Consider the following 18,528-nt stretch of genomic DNA (forward strand, 5'->3'; position numbering starts at 1 on the left):
TAATTGGGTTGTTAATGCTGTTTCAGTAAATTTCACTGGTTAATCATGTTAAGGCGAGATTAATTTAGCGTTTGGTTATTATTAAATGGTGTTTTTGCGCTTGATATAGCCATTCAAATGGTCAATTTTGATTACCGATGGAGTTAGTTCTAAGGAAGGATTAAGAATAAAAACCAAAGGTTAATCAATCATGTTTAAATCGCTTTCAGTAAAAATATTTGTAGGCCTGCTTATTGGGACATTATTCCAATATGGCTTCGCAAATGATGGTTTCGTTAACGGAACTTTGGTGGATGTTGCTGCTGGTATCGGCAGTATGTTTGTTCAGTTAATTATGATGTTGGTTGTACCACTGGTTTTCTTCAGTATTGTTACTGGCATCATTGAGCTAAACGATCTTAAATCCTTCGGCCGATTAGGCAGTAAAACCTTTGTGCTGTATTTACTGAATACTGTGGTGGCGATTGTAGCCGCAATTACGTTATCGGTCTGGTTTGCACCAGGTGCAGGTTTAGCATTAACAGGGGATAAAAATGCTGAATTAGTCACGACAGAGTTACCTGGTTTCTTAGGCATGATTGTAGACATCATTCCACGTAACCCAATTCAAGCATTTGCAGAAGGCAATATGCTGCAAATCATCTTCATGGCCTTAATGACAGGCGGTGTCATTAAAGCCTTAGGTGATACTGTTAAGCCAACGATTACCTTTTTCCAACAAGGTAACAAGATCATGCTTAAGATGATCACTGTTGTGATGAGCCTTGCTCCATACGGTGTCTTTGCATTAATGATTCAATTAGGCGCAACCTTCGTACCTGAAGCGTTTATGAGTGTACTCAGCTACATGATGTTAGTGATTGGCTTATTAGCTTTCTGGGCTCTTGTGGTGTATCCAACCATTATCGGCTTAACGACTTCAACCTCAGCGAGTGATTTTCGTCGTCATACCCGTGAGCAGTTCTTATTCGCGCTTTCTACAGCCAGTTCTAATGCGACAATCCCTGTCACTATGCGCACCTTAATTGAAAAGATCGGCGTTAAGAAAAGTATTGCAGGTTTTGGCGTACCAATGGGTGCAACCATGAACATGAGTGGTGCGGCTATCTATATTACAGTCGGTATTTTCTTTGTCGGTAATGCCTTTGGTCATCCTATCGAGATGAGCCAACTTCCAGTGCTTGCTTTCACTGTGTTCCTATTGTCTATCGGTGCTGGTGGCGTTCCAGGTGGCGGGATCGTTATGATAGGTGTGCTTATTCACCAGTTGGGCTTACCGATTGAGGCAATTGCCATTGTTGCTGCATTAGACCGTATTATTGATATGTTCTGTACCAGTACTAACGTGGTAGGTGATGCGGCAGTTGTGACTATGGTTGATCATAGTGAGCAGGTGCTAGATGCAGCTGCTACCACACCTGCAAACACTGGCAGTACTGCAGCAGCTTAATCTCAGCTAGCATCAATAAATACAAAAAAAAAGCGGCAAAGGCCGCTTTTTTATTGTTTATAAAGGCTATTACCAATAACCTTAATTAAGAACTCTCACCATAAACTCTTACAAATAGCGCTAATTTACTTAGCAAGTTCTGCGCTTATATTGATTTGACTAGGGCTGTTTATTCCCATCGCACTGGCTGTCTCAATTGCATTTGCTGTTCCCATTGAGTGGCCAGATGCCGCCTCATGGACTGACTTGCTTTGTATGTAATGCTGAATAAGCCCTTGGGACAATATCATGATAGTCATGACTTGATATATTATGCCTGACCATGACATCAAATATATTGATAGCATTAAATTAAGTGCATTACTCACTACCATTGCAAGTCTTAGCTGACTTCCAGCAAAGTAAAACAAGCTAAAACTCATTATTACCGCAGCCGCAACCGCGCACCATTCACTCCAGTGTTCTGCCCACATGAAACCTTGTGTTATAGCCACTGCACTGAATAGTATGGTCATTGCGATAGGTGAAAGTGTTTTACTGTTTTGCTTATTCAGGCTTTGACAGCAACGAAAGCGGATGACATTAACCAGTTGATTTGCCATACCTAAAAAGCTGCCGAGCAAACCTAAATGAATTGCGGTCAGTATTGCAGCCATCATGTTGCCATGAATAAATTTGCAGTCTTGCTTTTGAGTGTTAGCCCACCAGCCAATGGCCATTGAGATGAATCCAAGCAGTTGAACAAAGAATAGTTGATTTAAGACAAACTCTGGCACGCACAATAATCCGATAAAATTTCAAGCTGCGTATTGTCTATATTTTCACCGCCGAAACAAGGATCTCGTCGAGGTTTCTTAAAATCTTTTTAGTTCAGCCACAAAACTGCCTAAAGTGTTTGAGTAAGGTATGTCGTTTGTTGCTACTTTGTTTGGTTGTGGGTGTTTTTATGTTGTTTGCAAGTGCAGGTTTGAGTTGAGTTATTCGCTACAACTCACTTGAGGGATATCTTGCCAACAAGTCGTGTATTGCGGCGTAAGTAATTCTCGGCGCATGTGCCATTTGCCGCTAATACCTTGTGCAGCAACAAACACAGAGTCAGTGCCATAACGTTGATTCAGTCTGTCGCAAACTTGCATCAGCGCAGGATCTTTTGCTGGCGTAAACAAGTCTCCTTGTAAATGTTGAACTGGCGATAAGTCCACCAAGCCCACCCCAATTTTGTAATAACGGGTATTAGGGTTAAACAGTTGGCTACCTATGCTTGTCGCATAACTTATTAGCTCACAGCTGTCATTTGTTGGGTAAGCGCAGCGATAGTGATACTTAAAACCACTAGGCTGTTCATCATAAGGGGAGTTCTTGGCAAAAATGAGTAAGCTACTGGCGGCGGAGCCTTGTTTTCTTGCTTTAGCTGCTGCAATGGCCGCGTGTTTACTTAAGGCTTGCAGTAAAGCTTCTTTGTCAGTAATGCGCTCGCCAACACTGCGAGTCGAAAAGATTTGCTGTTTATCAGCTCGAGCACTGTCCCAACCCTTACACTCTTCACCATTGAGTTCACGTACTGTACGTTCTATTTCAACACTAAAGCTTTTGCGAGCCAGCCCAGGCTTAAATTTAGACAGAGCAAGTGCATCATTAATGCCCATGAGTTGTAGCTTTTTACCAATGCGAGAACCAATTCCCCACACGTCGGTGACTTTCATGCTAGCTAGAATACTCTGTCGCTGCTCGAGTGAGTCGATATAGCAAACACCGTTATAACCACTCAGTTTTTTAGCCGCATGATTTGCGACTTTAGCAAGGGTGAGGGTTTCACCAATACCGACACAAACAGGTAGGCGGGTTTCTTTCCATACTGCGCGGCGAATGCGAGCTGCATGGGTTAATAAACAAGGTATAGCAGGGTAGCTTTGTTTGAAAGATAGAAAAGATTCATCAATTGAATATATGTGCTGTTCTGGCGCAAATCGGCCAATGATCTCCATCATATTACTAGAAAGCGAACCATATAATTCATAGTTAGATGACAGAGCAATCACACCTAGCTCATTACATAAATCTTTTACTTCAAAGAATGGTCCAAATTTACCTATGCCTAACGCTTTTGCTTGGCGGTTAGCGGCAACAATACAACCATCGTTGTTGGATAACACGACAATAGGGCGGCCACGCCATTCAGGCCTAAAGACTTGCTCGGCGCTACAATAAAAAGAATTGGCATCAACTAAGGCATACATCAATTAATAACCGGAAAGGATCGGACTTTGACGATGACAGCGGATAGAGCGGATCACCACACCTTCAACACTGAAATTATCGTGTTCTTGGATTAACACACTATTGTGGCTGTCGTTGGCTGATAATAAAAGCCTGCGTTTAGTATCAATCAGCTTGCAAACAAAGTTGCCATTATAGTTAGCCACAATCACATCATGGTTCTCAACACTGACATGGCGATCCACAATCAAAATGTCTTTATCAAATATGCCTATTTTCTCCATTGAATCGCCGCTGGCTTGACCTATAAAGGTAGCGCTCGGGTGTTCAATTAATAGCTCATCTAAGCTTAATGGTAATTGTCGATATTCAGCAGCTGGGGATTCAAATCCAGTGATCCCAGCGCTAGCAAAAATAGGAATAACATTCATAAGTTTCACATATAAAAATAACTGTATGTTTATACAGTATTATAGTGAACCCCGTAAAATTGGCAATAATTTCCGTTTATTTGTATTCAACTTGAACAATCTGTCGGTTATTTATTCAAAGATTGAGTTGAGGCTTGTTAAAAATAATCACCATGAATTGAAGAAGTTAATCAGTTGTTCAGCTTAGGTTTAGTATGAGTAGATAAAATAGTTACCAATTAAGTGAATCAAACTCTGTATGACATACATCTAGAATAAAGAGTGAATCTTTAAAAATGCTTGGCACGTTAAGGTAACTAATTGAAGATGCGAGTAGGTAATATTGAGCAATAAACAAGAAACACACTTAAAGAATCGGCATAAAAGGAATATCAATATGAAAAAGTTAATGATGATCGCTATGTTTGCTTTCTTCTCAGTAGCAGCGAATGCTAGTTATTCAACTCAACAATCGGTTGTGATACAAATTGATCAGTCTCGGGCAAATATTGAAACAGCGGTGAGCTGTTCGATTATCTATTCTCATACTCCATTGGCGACTGAAGCAGATTTTTATAAAGGTGTGGTATACGAGAACTATTCAAATCTTGTGGACCAATTAGTGCTAACAGGCCAACCAGAAAATCAAGCGAGGCAAACGGCGATGGAGCAGGTGGTTTCACAAGCACAGCACATGGAAAAACTACTTAAAGATGAAAGAGCAAGTGGTAAAGTACAATTTACCCAACTACTTAAACAAACAGCAATGCAAAATCAGTGTGTTCATTACGCCAAACTTTAACGTTAGCTAAGTCGGTACATCCTTCATTGGGATGTGTTGCTTAATGTCATACCTGCTGAATTTAACATCGTTATGTGTAATTATTGAACATATAACGGTGGCCGGTCATAATAAATTGATTAATGCCACGCTACTTAGTCAGTCTATCTTGATAGATGATTTAGATTAATGACTCAATCGTTGCCATTGCTGGATAAGTCCAACAAGATGAAATAAACCAATGACAAGGCAAATCAACGAACTCCATATCCAAAATTCTGGAGTTCTCCCCAGCGGACTGCTGACAAAGTAAAAACCAGCTAAACCACGAAGTAAATAAATAGTGGTAATTAACACCAGTATTAATCTAACTAGCGGCAACTTAATGATCAGACCAGCGGCAGATAAGGCGTAACAAGACCACACGAAAAGCACAGTGAATATCACTAAAGTTATAATCGTCGGTTGTAATTGCCCTTGGGCTGCCATTAGGGCCATCTGTTCTACAGCACCAAAAAAACGATACCATGAAGCACCAAAGTAAATACAGCCCAATTTCGTTGGTTATCTATTTCAAACTGAGCGCCTTGCTCGTCAGCCCAGGTAAAACGGGTAATTGCAGATGTTTTGCTGGTGGCTTGATATAACCAGTAGGCTTCTGCTTTTAACGCTTCTTCAATAGGTTTATCGATTGACTCATAAACGGTTTGTTTACAAGCATTAATAGGCTCTGCTGGGAAAAATACAATGCGGCGTTATATAATCAAACTGGGTGCTAATTTCATTAGGCTCGAAGTGTTATTGAAAGAAGTATCACTGAGATATTACTATACGGTTTACTGAGTTTAATCAGTTCCATAGTCGCGAGTGTAATGTTTACTAAGCTAGCACAGCTACTATTACACAAACATTCACGTAAACTCACCGGCGCCTAAATTGTTTGAAGCATTCATGTTTTAACTGGATCAGATTCAATAAGAGATAACTATGAGCCCAGAATTACGTCAACGTATTATGACCATTTGCGATAAGAAAATTGAACAAAAAGGAGATAATGTCGGTTTATCTTTTTACGCTTTTTTCGCAAATAAAAATGATAATCCTGTTGAATTAATGCAAGTTGCAAAATGGTGGATTGAAACACATCAGTTAGATCACTTTGAAAAGGCTTTTAAGATAAAATCAATGATTCTAGCTGACTCATAGTAGGAAATAATGAAACCATATGCGTCTAGATAAATTCGTTTTACGTAGCACACAATTGAGTAAATTATCTGTCATTTCTTGTATTGAATCAGGTGAAGTACGAGTTAATCAAGATGTGATAAAAGATGTACGTTATCAAGTGCATGAAAATAATTTGATTGAATATCAAGGTAAGCTATTAGTCCCAAGGCCTTTTAGGTATTTAATGTTTAATAAGCCAGTAGATACAATATGTTCGAATGTAGATGGAGATTACCCATCAATTTTAAATTACCTTGAAATTGATAATAAGGATGAGCTTCATATTGCTGGGCGATTGGATGCTGACACGACGGGTTTAGTGCTTATCACTGACGATGGCCGCTGGTCTTTTAATATCATGAAACCAGAAACGCATTGTGAGAAAACATACCGAGTCACATTAGCAAAACCATTATTACAAGGTGTAGCTAAAAGGTTTTCTGAAGGCTTGTTGTTACAGGGAGAATCTAAGCCAACGTTACCCGCCAAGCTTGAGCAGATTGAAGTAGATTCAGCATATGATTCAACTGCGGAACTTCAAGTTTTACTGTCTATTTCTGAAGGGCGCTACCATCAAGTCAAGAGAATGTTTTTTGCTGTAGGAAATAAAGTTAAACATTTACACCGCGAAAATATTGGTAACTTGACGGTAGATATTCCTACTGGAACATGGCGGTATTTAACAATCGATGAGGTTAGGTCACTGACTTATTAATTTGTTGGTTAATTAATTCAGCAAATATCACGCTAAAAGGTCTTTAAGTTATGTATAAACACTGGGCTAAGGTATCATTTGCCAAAGATAATACACTTAGCTTATTTGTTTAAAATACAGCTAAACACAACATCAACGGCTGATATGAAAATAGAAATCACTGAAATTTTAAGTATAGATAGCACAGATATTGATCCCAATATTACCTGTACTGGTTGTAAAGCATGTTGTTGTAAATTAGAAGTAATTTTAATCTCCGATACGGGCGTACCTGAAGAGTATATTGGTGAAGATCAATGGGGCGGAGAAGTGATGAAACGCCTAGATGATGGATGGTGTATTGCAGTTGATAGAGAGACCTTAATGTGTACAATTTATGAAAATCGACCATGGGTATGTCGTGAGTTTGAAATGGGTTCATACGAGTGTGTAGAAGAAAGGCAGCAAATGTAAGCTCTTAATTTAGATACTGTGAATAAAGGATTTGTCAGTTAATGAATGGAATGCAATTTTTTATAGCGTTATTAGATAAACTAGCTTGGCCGTTAGTTTTTATTTTTAGTGTTGTCACACTTCAAAAACCATTGGCAGCGCTTATTCCGCTTGCTAAAAAGCTCAAATTTAAAGACTTTGAAATTGAGTTTGGCCAAGAATTAAAAGCGGTGTCCAAAAAAGCTGAGGGTGCATTTCCTGAACTTGAAATCGATAAAAAATCCGTACTCATTGCCTCTGTCGAAAACCTCCCCAATTCATCAATTTTACAAGCATGGAGTGAAGTTGATAAAGCCGCTGAAAACCTTATTCGTATTAAGTTACCCAATGTCATATTGGATTCAAACACTCGATACAAAGACATTGAAGAGACACTAGTCTCTGAACATATCATCGATACCAAAAAAGCAAAATTATTCAGCGAATTACGTGTTCTTCGAAATAAAGTCGCCCATGCAAAAGGCTATGAAGTTGGCAAAGTAGAAGCGGTTCAATACATAGAGTTATGTTTTGTATTGGTTGATCATTTAAACCAGCTTAGACTTTGTTGAATAACAAAGTGAAATATCAATTGCTTGTCCCAACGTCAAAGCACTTAACAGGGTTAATGACTTGGTTTGCAGATAAAGATAGTTTGTCAAAGTGGGCGGGACCACATTTTAGATATCCCTTCAATGAACAGACATTTATAGAAGATTTAAACTTACAAAAATTGTCATCTTATATTCTTATTGATGACTTTGAGCAATTGGTCGGTTTTGGCCAATATTATCAAAGATTAAATAAATGCCACTTAGCAAGGATAGCTATCTCTCCAGAGCACCGCGGTAAGGGCATAGCCAAAATACTATTAAAGCAATTGATACAAAAAGCTAAAAATGATTTAAGCCTAGATGTAGTATCCCTTTTCGTATTGGCTGACAATGTACAGGCTGTAAAAGCTTATCAGTCTTATGGCTTTAGCGTGACAGAATATCCAGACATTATAGAACTACCAAATTGTTTATATATGACTTTAAATAATTAAATATATAACTTTAATACTTATATAAATTCAATCAATTAGAGGATAATACAATGAGTAATACACATGGATTTACCGTTGGTATTGAAAGAATTGGTAATGATATTTTCTTATCTTTAAAAGCTAAAGGCACCTTAACCCACCAAGACTACCTGACAATTACCCCTCTTATTGATTCGGCAATAGCTGAGGTTAAGCATCCACAAGTGAATGTTTTTATAGATGGAACAGAACTCGATGGTTGGGAGGCAAGGGCTGCTTGGGATGATTTAAAAATTGGCCTTAAACATGGCAATGAATTTAGAAAAATTGCTATCTATGGTAATAAAGGCTGGCAAAAATTTGCAGGTAAAATCGCCAAATGGTTCATTAATGGTGACTCTCAATATTTCGAAGACAAAGACGCTGCGATGAATTGGTTATTGAGCGAATAGTTTATTTAATATCAAGCAACATACTGTTTTTAACTTGTTTTCTGTAAATAGTGTCTATACTTATTCAAGGAGAAGGATTTCGAATAAGTGGAGTTATAGTGGGAGTTACAAAAAGAATAGATTCTGTATTAATTGTTGATGATCAACAAATAATAAGAAGCATTTTCATTAAAAGCCTACAGCTTCTCGGAAACTTTGAGATAGCGGAAGCTTCTGATGGCTTAGAAGCTTTTACTTTGGTGAAAGAAAACCATTTTGACATGGTATTTTGTGATTTAAACATGCCAGTTAAAGATGGTTTATATCTGTTACAACGATTAATTGAAGTTCAATATACAAGCCCAATTGTTCTATTCAGTGGAGAAGACGAGACATTACTTAACTCTGCAAAAGTGTTAGCTACCCATTACCATCTAAATATCTTAGCAATTGTGCCAAAACCAATAACTTCAACCATGTTGAAAGAGTTTATTGAGCAGGCAAGTAAGTTAAGTACCTTTCCTAAAGCTAAAGCGGCTGTAAAACTGTCACATGAACAATTAGAGCATCATATAAAACATGGTCATGTAAAAGCTTTCTTCCAACCTCAATACAACCTAAACACAAATCAAGTATGTGGTTTTGAAGCCTTAGCAAGAATTGTTGATGGTGACAAAATCATATCTCCTTCCGAATTTATCAATGTTGCAGAAGATACCCGTTTAATATTACCACTAACAAAAGCGGTAATTACCGATGCTTTTTTTTATTTCTCCAAGCTGAATGAACAATACTCGACACTAAATCTATCGATAAATTTATCTGGAAAAATACTCGATGATGAATCGATGCCTCAATGGATTGAAACTGCAGCATCGGCTCATTTAATTGCGAATAGCTCAATTACATGTGAACTAACTGAAACTGCCATACCGTCAAATCCATCGGTGATGATTGTCGCTTTATTAAGATTACGCATGATGAAGTTTAAATTATCGATTGATGATTTTGGGACAGGTTTTGCTTCGTTAGAGCAGCTGCACATGTTGCCATTTAACGAACTGAAAATAGATAGATGTTTTGTATCAGACATCATTCGTAACACTAAATCTCAAGCTCTTTTTAGAAGAAGTATCTCTTTAGCAAACGATCTTGAATTACTGGCGGTTGCGGAAGGGGTTGAGGATTATGAAACGAAATGTTTAATTCAAAAACTTGGCTGCTCAATAGCTCAAGGATTTTATTTTTCAAAGCCAATGTCTGCAAAAGAAATGATAGAAAATATTAATGAAGTAGGCCTGAAATTTGGAAATCAGCAAGAGGAAACTCAAATTGAATAAAAAAATATTTGTGTTGTTAACTATTGCCGTAAGCCTTTTAATTGGAGCAATTTTTGTATTTTATCTAAATGTTAATCACTTATCTAAAGAACAGACTGTTTATTTTTATGAGCGAGAATCAAAATTACTGACAACACTGATCGAAAAAACACTTTATGAACACAAGCAAGATGCAAAATTGTTACCTTTATTTTTAGGTGATGTAAGTGAACAAAACCTAGAAGATATTACTTCAAAAGAAAAATTTAAAATTCAATTGAATTCATTGATTCAAACTAGGAATGCGTACTCAAAAATCGCGATTCTAAATTTGCAGGGAAAGGTTTTAGTTGAAACAACACGAAACAGTAAATCAGAAATAACGCCGTCATCTAACCTAGACCAAATCACAATTGCTAATAGCGACTGGTTTAAAGCAATTAGAAGCGGTCATTATAGTCAAAAACAAACGGTGTCTATTTATGGCCCACAAAATCAATTTATTGATAAGTATCCTGGCCGCTATGACATGCTGTTTGGAACCCCTATTTATACTCAGCAAAATCAGATGGTTGGGATATGGGTCAACATAGTCGACTTTATTGTCGTTGAAGACGTATTTAAAGAAATCTACCAACAATTAGCGGCAAAAGATTTGCACCACGCTGAACTCTTATTAATCGATCGAGAGGGTTATGTATTAGTTGATTACGACCCTATAGGTAAGCAGCAAAGTATTTACCAACGTGATTTTTCAATGTTGAATAAGACTAATTTGCTGAAGCAAGCGTTACCAGGTGTAGATCGTGCTATTGCCGGTTTTTCAGGTACACAAGAGTCACTCCATGAAAGAAAAGGAATTGACCAAATAACTATTTATAATCATTTTTCAGGTTATAAAGGGCTTCAAAATATTGGTTGGTCAACACTTGTAAAACTTGATCAAGCTGATGCTTTTTCTTTTATATTAAAGCTGAATAACAATGTATACATATTAGTAATTTTTATACTGTTATTGCTCTTTCTTATGGGGCGTTATTTAGCCAATAACTTAATTAAACCGAGTGATAAGATAGCGTTGGCGATAAATGAATTAACGCAAGAAAAAACCATAACCAGTAATTTATTAGGCGTTAGTACAGGTATTAAAGACAATTTATTGCAACTGCAGCACAAATTAATTGAAGGGAAAAAGTTACTAGATAAAAGTATAAATCAGCAAGAAATTCTAGATTTACAACGCAGCGCCATTGATTCGACAGCGACAGGAATTATCGTTACGGACATACGCTTACCTGACCAGCCAATCATATTCATCAACAAAGCATTTAGTAAAATTACCGGCTATAGTGCTGAAGAAGTTCTGGGTACGAATTGTCGATTTTTGCAAGGGCCTGATACAGAAAAGGATCTCATTAAAAAGCTGTCTCACGCAGTTAATAAAGGTAAATCATGTGATGTTGTAATTACCAATTATACTAAATCTGGACAAGCCTTTATTAACAGTTTATCCATTGGCCCTGTATTTAACAAAAATCGAGAGCTAACTCACTTTATTGGTGTTCAAAACGACATCACAGAGGAAAAAGCAAAAGAAGAAGAAATAATGGCTGAAATGTCAGCCACTATAGAACAGCGTACTAAACAATCAAAAGATTCAGCAAAACGACTAAGGGCAGTGTTTGATACTGCATTAGATGGCACTATTGTATTGGATGAAAGTGGCAATATAAAAGATGTAAACCGATCTCTAGAGCTAATATTCGGCAGAAAACGCTCAGAATTAATAGATCAAAATATCAGTATCTTAGTAATGAGCCTGCAATATATTCAATCTGAGCAGATACATAACCCTCCTTTTAAAGATTGGCTGAAAGATTATATTGGTAAGCCACAAAAACTATATGGATTACACAAAGCTGGACATCAAATACCTGTTGAACTGTCTGTCGGTGAAACAAAGTTGGAGTCGGAAATGATGTATGTCGCGATACTCAGAGACATTTCATTTCAAGAGTTAACCAAACAGCGTGAACTCGACTTAATGACAAAATTGCACGATCAAGAGCTAATCTATCGAACCGCTTTCAATCAGGCTGCTGTCGGTATTAGCAGAATTGGTATTGACTCGAACTTTGTCGAAGTGAACTCCAAAATGTGTGAGATTTTAGGTTACGAAGAAAAGACCTTATTGACTAAAAAAATCAAAGATGTCACTTATGAAGAAGATGTTGCGCAATCATTTGAATATATTAATGATCTATTAGAAGATAAAAAATCATTTTTTAACACAGATAAAAGGTATATCAGAGAAGATGGAACGGTTTTCTGGGCCAACTTATCCGTCTCGTTAGTAAGAGATATTGACACCAAAGAACCTAAGTTTTTTATTGCTGTGGTTGAAGATATTACTGATAGAAAAGAATTTTCTGAAGCATTATTTGAAGCCAAAAATGAAAGGGACAAGTTATTAAGTGGTATTAATTTAGCGTCAGAAGCAGGTGGTATATGCAACTGGTCTTATGATTTAGATACAGGTGTATTGAACTGGGATTCAAGAATGCGCGAGTTATACGGGATTGAAGCTGAAAAAAAATTAACATATAAAGATTGGCGCGATTCAATACATCCTGATGACGTAGAAAAAGCTGAGCAAGACGTCACTGATGCGATTAAAAATATTTGTTCTATAAAAACTGAATTTAGAGTCATTAATAGGAAAGATAACAAAGTAAAGTGGATACAGTGCTCAGCGGATTTATCCTTGGATGAAAATAATAATCCCGTCACTATGTATGGAATTAATATGGACCTCACTTACGAGAAAGAAATTCAACTGGCATTAGAAAGGGAAACCCATGCTGCTAAACAAGCCAGTAAATCTAAATCTCGCTTTTTGGCAACAATGAGTCATGAGATCAGAACGCCGATGAATGGTGTCATTGGTATGATTGATTTACTTCGTAATACACCATTAAATTCAGACCAAAAAAGAATGGTGACAACCATTAGGGACTCATCTTTTTCTTTACTAGACATCATTAATGACATTTTAGATTTCTCTAAAATTGAATCGGGACAAATTGAAATTGATTTAACGCCGTGCGATGTATTGTCTCTAGTTGAAAAGACCATGGATAGTTTATGGATCAGTGCCTCAAATAAAAACGTAGAACTCTATATAGAACCCGATTTACAGATGCCGGAAGAAATAAGCCTGGATTCAGTAAGAGTCAGACAAATACTTCTAAATATTGTGGGTAATGCGATTAAATTTTCAGGCGGCTCAAACGTTCAAGGAAAGGTCACTGTAAGAACGCTTTATACTAATAACTCAATTTCTTTGGAAGTTATAGATAACGGTGTAGGCATTTCTGCAGAACAACAACAAAAATTGTTTGTACCTTTCTCCCAAGCTGACTCATCTACAACGCGCAAGTTTGGAGGCACTGGACTCGGTCTTAGCATTACAAAATCGTTTACAGAGTTAATGAAAGGCAAAATTGAAATTCAAAGTGAGCTAGGGCAAGGGAGCTCTTTTAAAATTAGTATCCCCGTAAACGAAGCACATTCAAACGTAAATGAGTTCCAAAGTTTTGATTTCTCACAGTATGAAATATTTATATCATGTTCAAATAGTCATTTGGCAAATACATGCATGTCTATTATTGGTCAGCTTAAGCACCAAGGGTTAAGTCTCATTGATTTAGCGGATAGTGAGAAAATATTAGACTCAAGAAAGCCTGCAGTTATCATCACAGATAGTGAACAGTTCAAGTACTCTGATGAATATCAATTAGTAAAATGCTTATTACTTAATGCAGATCCAATAGAAAGAAAAGGGCATATAGATCCATATTCCTATGTCGTAGGTACACATCCATTAAAACCTACTGAATTGATTTTAGGGCTTGCTGTTTTATGTGGCCTTGAGAGCCCACTAATTGATTGGTCTACTCAACCAGAAAAACCAAACACCCAAGTCATACCACAAACTATTGAGGAAGCTGAATTAAATAATTCATTGGTATTAGTCGCTGAAGACCAACCTACAAATCGATTAGTGCTTGGTAAACAATTAGAAAGCTTAGGCTATGCCTATGAAATGGCCGAAGATGGAATTTTAGCGCTTGAACTATGGAAGACAGGTCGATTCGGATTAGTTTTAACAGATTGGCATATGCCTAATATGGACGGGTTGGAGCTGACCAGAACAATTCGGGAAATTGAAAAAAATCAAAACTTATCAGCCACTACTGTTATAGCCGTAACTGCGAATGCGATGGTGGGAGAGTCAGATAACTGCTTTGAGGCAGGTATGGATGACTATATTGCAAAGCCAATAGAAATAAATGTTTTGAAAGAGACCATTGAAAAATATATAAAAATTAATGATGTTCATTCATCAGATATGCTTTTAAGTAATGACCAACAACAGTCAGAGGAACTTAAATCTGCAATTGATTTTGAAAAATTAAAGGCCGTCATTGGAACGGATGACAAAGAAATAACAGATGAAATACTTGCCATGTTTTGGGCTAGTGTGCAGGAAGATTTTCAAATGATTCAAGTAGCTTTAAAGGAAAAAGAACATGAAATTATTAGAAGTAAAAGTCATGCAGCCAAAGGCGCATCAGTTTCAAGTGGTGCAATAGAATTGAGTGAACAATTTAAATGGATTGAGAAAAATAATAATGATTTTGACGGCATTAAAGCCAGAGTAAAAATAATTAACCAACAATTGTTGCTAATTAAGCAAGTATTAGAATTACGTCAAGTCATCTAAATGGATAATAAGTAATAGGGTAGCTTTATGAAAAAATTGATTAATGTTGTCGTGTTCTATCAATCCATTGAAATTATGAAGGTGATTGAAGAGATAATCAGGAACAAGTATCAAAGAATTTTATATTGCGATATAAATATTAACCAAGATGAGTTTATTGCTTTTACTCACGATAAAACTCAACCAATATTATTTATTTATGCTTTCGAAAAACCAGATGAAGCGATTGAATTTAATGACATTATTACTAATCTAAACAAAGAAAAAAAAGCCTTCGGTGAGGAGTATTTATCTTTACTCATTTGTTGTCGAGAGTACAGAGAAGCAGCTTATTTTGAATGCTCAAAAGGGCGTTTTTATAGCTATGAAACATTTAGGCCTGTATATGATATGAATCGTATAAGGTTATCCATTACTCAGATGTGCGATTTATTAACTAGCCAAGATCAAGTGCATTTATACGAAGAGAACAAGAAAGCCATTATAAATAAACTGCAGCAGGTGTCTGTACAGCTTCATGAAGTCGACGTTTCAATTAGTGACGAAAAGGCTATTCAACATGGTTTATTAAATGAATTGATAATTGAAGTCGATAAATTATGTAATGGGGAAGTAGAGGCCGGTGCTAACAATAACCAAATGGGTAAGATCAAGCCTAAAGTTGAAAATTTTAAAGCCCATAATCAAAAATATTTTAACGATATAAGTACCAAGGTAAGGGCAGCAAAGCCAAGCTTTAAGAAAAAGTCGCCATTGGTACTCGTTGTTGACGATCAAAATGTCATGCTGAAAATCATTACAACTATTTTAAAACCCAAAGGCTTTGATGTTGAAGTGGCAACAAATGGTGCTGAAGCTCTAAATAAACTTAAACATTGCCAGCCTGAACTCGTGTTACTGGATATAGATATGCCTGTGATGGATGGGATTCAAACTCTTAGAACGATTAAGACCATGAACGATATGGTCAATGTTCCTGTCATTATGCTAACTAGCAATACTGATAAAGAAAGTTTTATAGAGTGCCGAGAAATAGGCGCTATTGATTATATTGTTAAACCAACTAATGCTGAAACGTTACTGAAAAAAATCTTTGCTGTTATCTAAAATTATAGCCTTTAATGCCGATAAATAACGTTATCGGCGTTGTTGTATTCTGCTATCATTAATCAATAATTTCAGATAGATAATGATATGACTTACCAACATCCACCAGTTTTTCCACTCTTTGATTCTGCAGACTTTATTTTGTCTGGTAACAGTATTGTAAATCAGCATATCACCTCAATTTCGATGCAAAAAGTAACCGATGCTGGTTTGATTATTGAGCATAGTTCTGACTGGTTATTTGAACAAAGACACTCAGAAAACAACTATAAAGCGTACCGCAGTGAACTAACAACGTTCTTACACTGGTGCTTTGATGTTGCTTGTTTATCACCAATAGAAGTCACCAGGAAAGATATAGCAAGGTATATTAATTACTGTGAAAACCCTCCAAAACAGCTTGTTGGTTATTTTAATGTCGCTCAATTTAAACTTGATAAACCTAGCGGAGAACGTTTTCCAAACCCTAATTGGCGGCCGTTTGTAGGTAAAAAAAAGCTTGGGAAAGCAATACCATATAGCTTAAGTGAAAATGCTTTAAAAACGAAAATAGCCATAATTTCTTCATTCTATGGCTACCTTAACAGTGAAGAATATACTGAAAGAAACCCAGCACAGCTTTGGTTAAAGTACAGTCGGTTTGCGATTAACCGTAAATATTCAAAGAATGAAGATGATAATAATCATTCATTTACAAAATTGCAGTGGTCTTATGTTGTTAGTACCGTCACTGATTTAGCGATAAAAGAACCACACAAGCACCAACGTAGTTTATTCCTTATAAATATTCTCTATAGTTGTTATTTAAGAATTTCAGAAATTAGTGGCCGAGCTGGTTACTCACCAATGATGAACCAATTTAGGAAAGATCCACATAGTGGTATTTGGTATTTTTATGTTCCGTTTTCCAAAAGTGGCAAAGCTCGCAGCATAGCAATATCGTCAGCACTTTTAGATGGTTTAAAAAAATATCGACGTTACCTTGGTTTGTCAGAGTTACCGAGCCTTAATGAAGAGTATCCTATTTTTATCAGACATAAACCTGCAGCACATGGTCGCGACTCTGGTGTATTGAATGCAAACCTTGGCATTAGACAAATCAGAGATGAAATCGAAACCATCATTAACCTTGCTGCAGATAACGCATTAGAAGATGGCTTTGTGCAAGAAAGTGAATTAATGAGAAAGTTAACAGCTCATAATATTCGTCATACTGGAATAACACATGACATCAATATAAACCAAAGACCGTTATCTCACGTGCAAGCAGATGCTGGACATGAAAGTATTGATACGACATCTCAGTATTTACATACAACTCAAACTGAGCGACATCAAAGTGCTGCGAATAAACCTTTAGATCATTTAGCGTAAATACTAGGCGCACGTACGTGAAATCTGAGCATTAGGTTAAAGGTATTAGCTTCAGATTTTACGTAGAGACGTCTAAATTATATGCATATAAATGTGTTTTAACATTAAAGCCAATGATTAAGTATATATCAACAAAGCTGCGCACAATGTATATTATGTTAAATAGAGTGTTTTGCTAAGTATGCTTATACGATTTTTTTTTGACCTTTTGGCTATATCCCTATAAATCGAGATTTCCGGTCTAAGCGAGAATTTAGAGAATTTGCCAAATGTTTTACGTGCCCTTATATCGTCTGTTGTCTAAAACGAGAAATTTCATTTACCAATAATTTAATTACTGATTTCCCTATCTATGTACATAACTATCTTTAGGCTTGGGGAATTTTCTATTACTAGGTTCATTACCTGGCTTTCTCGAATCCTATTTTTCATATGTATATCGTTGATAGTCTTTGAAGTGTTTGTATATTGTTCGATACTATCTAATGTGAAGTCATTTAGACTTAAGATGAAAAATACTGAAGGCCAAACTTTCAACCGAAATATACTGCCACACAGAAGATGGTTGAATAGGTCCAAGCCGACTTTAAGGCTGGGTAAGAATACGACTTATTAGATACATTTTCGTCCATGATTGGTCCTTGATTCATTGCCACTTAACAGCTTATTCAATAGCAGCACGATAACGTTCCAGACTGCTCAATTTATTTAGAAAAGATACCATCGTTAACTCATTGTTGTAAATCGAATAATTTTACAAATACTTGGGCAATGTTTAAAATACAGCCGGAAAAAGAATGCGTCTTTGTTTACGAGGTCTGTAAAACACTTTTTAATATTTTGCAGTGTATTGATACATAGGCATTTTCTCGATTGTTACAAAATTATTGATGCGAAGAAAGCTCATTTTACACATCCTTTGACCTCCAAATTATCTCAATTTAGAGCAATTCAGTTATACTTTTGTAGATAACCAGTCTTTGAGCGGCAAGTAACGTCGTTAAAATAATTACAAAAAGTAAGACTATATTGATTCGTTCTAAATACCCTCGTTGTTACCGCTGACTAACTTTGGGACATAAATGAGTTATCTGCCCTAACCCGTTTCTGGACGTGCGACGAGAAGTCGTATGAAGCGCTGTTCACCGCTTTGAGTGAACCATCTGTATCACCAGATGACCCTAGGACTCTGAATAAAGTAGCGAGTCTAACA

General features: G+C 36.6%; 16 protein-coding genes. 12 read left to right on the plus strand and 4 right to left on the minus strand.

The window, feature by feature from the left end; genetic code table 11:
- Nucleotides 1–190: 190 nt before the first annotated feature.
- Nucleotides 191–1,450, plus strand: coding sequence for a dicarboxylate/amino acid:cation symporter (locus tag L2735_RS16575; RefSeq protein ID WP_248985759.1), 1,260 nt, complete (start codon nt 191–193; stop codon nt 1,448–1,450).
- A gap of 125 nt (nt 1,451–1,575) precedes the next feature.
- Here the strand turns inward: L2735_RS16575 and L2735_RS16580 are convergent, their stop codons facing one another.
- From L2735_RS16580 to L2735_RS16590, 3 genes are all read right to left on the minus strand, one after another.
- Entirely contained in the window at nt 1,576–2,226 is a 651-nt protein-coding gene (locus L2735_RS16580) for a YgjV family protein (RefSeq protein ID WP_248985760.1), read from the minus strand.
- A gap of 201 nt (nt 2,227–2,427) precedes the next feature.
- Nucleotides 2,428–3,687, minus strand: a complete 1,260-nt coding sequence (locus L2735_RS16585) for a Y-family DNA polymerase (protein WP_248985775.1) — start codon at nt 3,685–3,687, stop codon at nt 2,428–2,430.
- Nucleotides 3,688–3,690: 3 nt separating this feature from the next.
- Nucleotides 3,691–4,098 (minus strand): LexA family protein, encoded by a 408-nt coding sequence (locus L2735_RS16590; RefSeq protein WP_248985761.1) that lies wholly within the window; start codon nt 4,096–4,098, stop codon nt 3,691–3,693.
- 376 nt (nt 4,099–4,474) lie between these two features.
- On the opposite strand from L2735_RS16590, the gene L2735_RS16595 reads away from it, so the two are divergent.
- Nucleotides 4,475–4,879 carry a hypothetical protein gene (locus tag L2735_RS16595; RefSeq protein ID WP_248985762.1) on the plus strand — a complete coding sequence of 135 codons (405 nt, stop codon included), beginning with the start codon at nt 4,475–4,477 and terminating at the stop codon, nt 4,877–4,879.
- Between the two features lie 165 nt (nt 4,880–5,044).
- Here L2735_RS16595 and L2735_RS16600 read toward each other — a convergent pair whose 3' ends face one another.
- Complete coding sequence (locus L2735_RS16600) at nt 5,045–5,413, minus strand: hypothetical protein (protein WP_248985763.1); 369 nt, start codon at nt 5,411–5,413, stop codon at nt 5,045–5,047.
- A gap of 432 nt (nt 5,414–5,845) precedes the next feature.
- Between L2735_RS16600 and L2735_RS16605 the strand changes: the two genes are divergently transcribed.
- From L2735_RS16605 to L2735_RS16650, 10 genes are all read left to right on the plus strand, one after another.
- Nucleotides 5,846–6,064: a DUF6500 family protein gene (locus tag L2735_RS16605; protein WP_248985764.1), complete on the plus strand. Its 219-nt coding sequence runs from the start codon at nt 5,846–5,848 to the stop codon at nt 6,062–6,064.
- A gap of 19 nt (nt 6,065–6,083) precedes the next feature.
- Complete coding sequence (locus L2735_RS16610) at nt 6,084–6,800, plus strand: pseudouridine synthase (RefSeq protein WP_248985765.1); 717 nt, start codon at nt 6,084–6,086, stop codon at nt 6,798–6,800.
- A 144-nt stretch (nt 6,801–6,944) separates the two neighbouring features.
- Complete coding sequence (locus L2735_RS16615; RefSeq protein WP_248985776.1) at nt 6,945–7,253, plus strand: YkgJ family cysteine cluster protein; 309 nt, start codon at nt 6,945–6,947, stop codon at nt 7,251–7,253.
- A 50-nt stretch (nt 7,254–7,303) separates the two neighbouring features.
- On the plus strand, nt 7,304–7,843 hold the full coding sequence (locus tag L2735_RS16620) for a hypothetical protein (protein ID WP_248985766.1): 540 nt from the start codon (nt 7,304–7,306) through the stop codon (nt 7,841–7,843).
- An 8-nt stretch (nt 7,844–7,851) separates the two neighbouring features.
- A complete protein-coding gene (locus tag L2735_RS16625; RefSeq protein ID WP_248985767.1) occupies nt 7,852–8,319 on the plus strand; it encodes a GNAT family N-acetyltransferase in 468 nt (155 codons plus the stop codon).
- A 50-nt stretch (nt 8,320–8,369) separates the two neighbouring features.
- Nucleotides 8,370–8,750, plus strand: coding sequence for a SpoIIAA family protein (locus L2735_RS16630; protein ID WP_248985768.1), 381 nt, complete (start codon nt 8,370–8,372; stop codon nt 8,748–8,750).
- Nucleotides 8,751–8,848: 98 nt separating this feature from the next.
- Complete coding sequence (locus L2735_RS16635; RefSeq protein WP_248985769.1) at nt 8,849–10,069, plus strand: EAL domain-containing response regulator; 1,221 nt, start codon at nt 8,849–8,851, stop codon at nt 10,067–10,069.
- On the plus strand, nt 10,062–14,834 hold the full coding sequence (locus L2735_RS16640) for a PAS domain-containing hybrid sensor histidine kinase/response regulator (protein ID WP_248985770.1): 4,773 nt from the start codon (nt 10,062–10,064) through the stop codon (nt 14,832–14,834). Before L2735_RS16635 ends, L2735_RS16640 begins: the two co-directional genes overlap by 8 nt.
- 27 nt (nt 14,835–14,861) lie before the next feature.
- Entirely contained in the window at nt 14,862–15,941 is a 1,080-nt protein-coding gene (locus L2735_RS16645; protein WP_248985771.1) for a response regulator, read from the plus strand.
- Nucleotides 15,942–16,028: 87 nt separating this feature from the next.
- On the plus strand, nt 16,029–17,315 hold the full coding sequence (locus L2735_RS16650) for a tyrosine-type recombinase/integrase (RefSeq protein ID WP_248985772.1): 1,287 nt from the start codon (nt 16,029–16,031) through the stop codon (nt 17,313–17,315).
- Nucleotides 17,316–18,528 lie beyond the last annotated feature (1,213 nt).

The organism is Shewanella olleyana (genome assembly GCF_023283825.1).
Taxonomy (GTDB): domain Bacteria; phylum Pseudomonadota; class Gammaproteobacteria; order Enterobacterales; family Shewanellaceae; genus Shewanella; species Shewanella olleyana.

Bases quoted from the DNA above. Each gene is read 5' to 3' on its own strand.
- L2735_RS16575 (WP_248985759.1), top strand. From the start codon at position 191: ATGTTTAAATCGCTTTCAGTAAAAATATTTGTAGGCCTGCTTATTGGG.
- L2735_RS16585 (WP_248985775.1), bottom strand. From the start codon at position 3,687: ATGTATGCCTTAGTTGATGCCAATTCTTTTTATTGTAGCGCCGAGCAA.
- L2735_RS16590 (WP_248985761.1), bottom strand. From the start codon at position 4,098: ATGAATGTTATTCCTATTTTTGCTAGCGCTGGGATCACTGGATTTGAA.
- L2735_RS16595 (WP_248985762.1), top strand. From the start codon at position 4,475: ATGAAAAAGTTAATGATGATCGCTATGTTTGCTTTCTTCTCAGTAGCA.
- L2735_RS16605 (WP_248985764.1), top strand. From the start codon at position 5,846: ATGAGCCCAGAATTACGTCAACGTATTATGACCATTTGCGATAAGAAA.
- L2735_RS16610 (WP_248985765.1), top strand. From the start codon at position 6,084: ATGCGTCTAGATAAATTCGTTTTACGTAGCACACAATTGAGTAAATTA.
- L2735_RS16615 (WP_248985776.1), top strand. From the start codon at position 6,945: ATGAAAATAGAAATCACTGAAATTTTAAGTATAGATAGCACAGATATT.
- L2735_RS16620 (WP_248985766.1), top strand. From the start codon at position 7,304: ATGCAATTTTTTATAGCGTTATTAGATAAACTAGCTTGGCCGTTAGTT.
- L2735_RS16630 (WP_248985768.1), top strand. From the start codon at position 8,370: ATGAGTAATACACATGGATTTACCGTTGGTATTGAAAGAATTGGTAAT.
- L2735_RS16645 (WP_248985771.1), top strand. From the start codon at position 14,862: ATGAAAAAATTGATTAATGTTGTCGTGTTCTATCAATCCATTGAAATT.
- L2735_RS16650 (WP_248985772.1), top strand. From the start codon at position 16,029: ATGACTTACCAACATCCACCAGTTTTTCCACTCTTTGATTCTGCAGAC.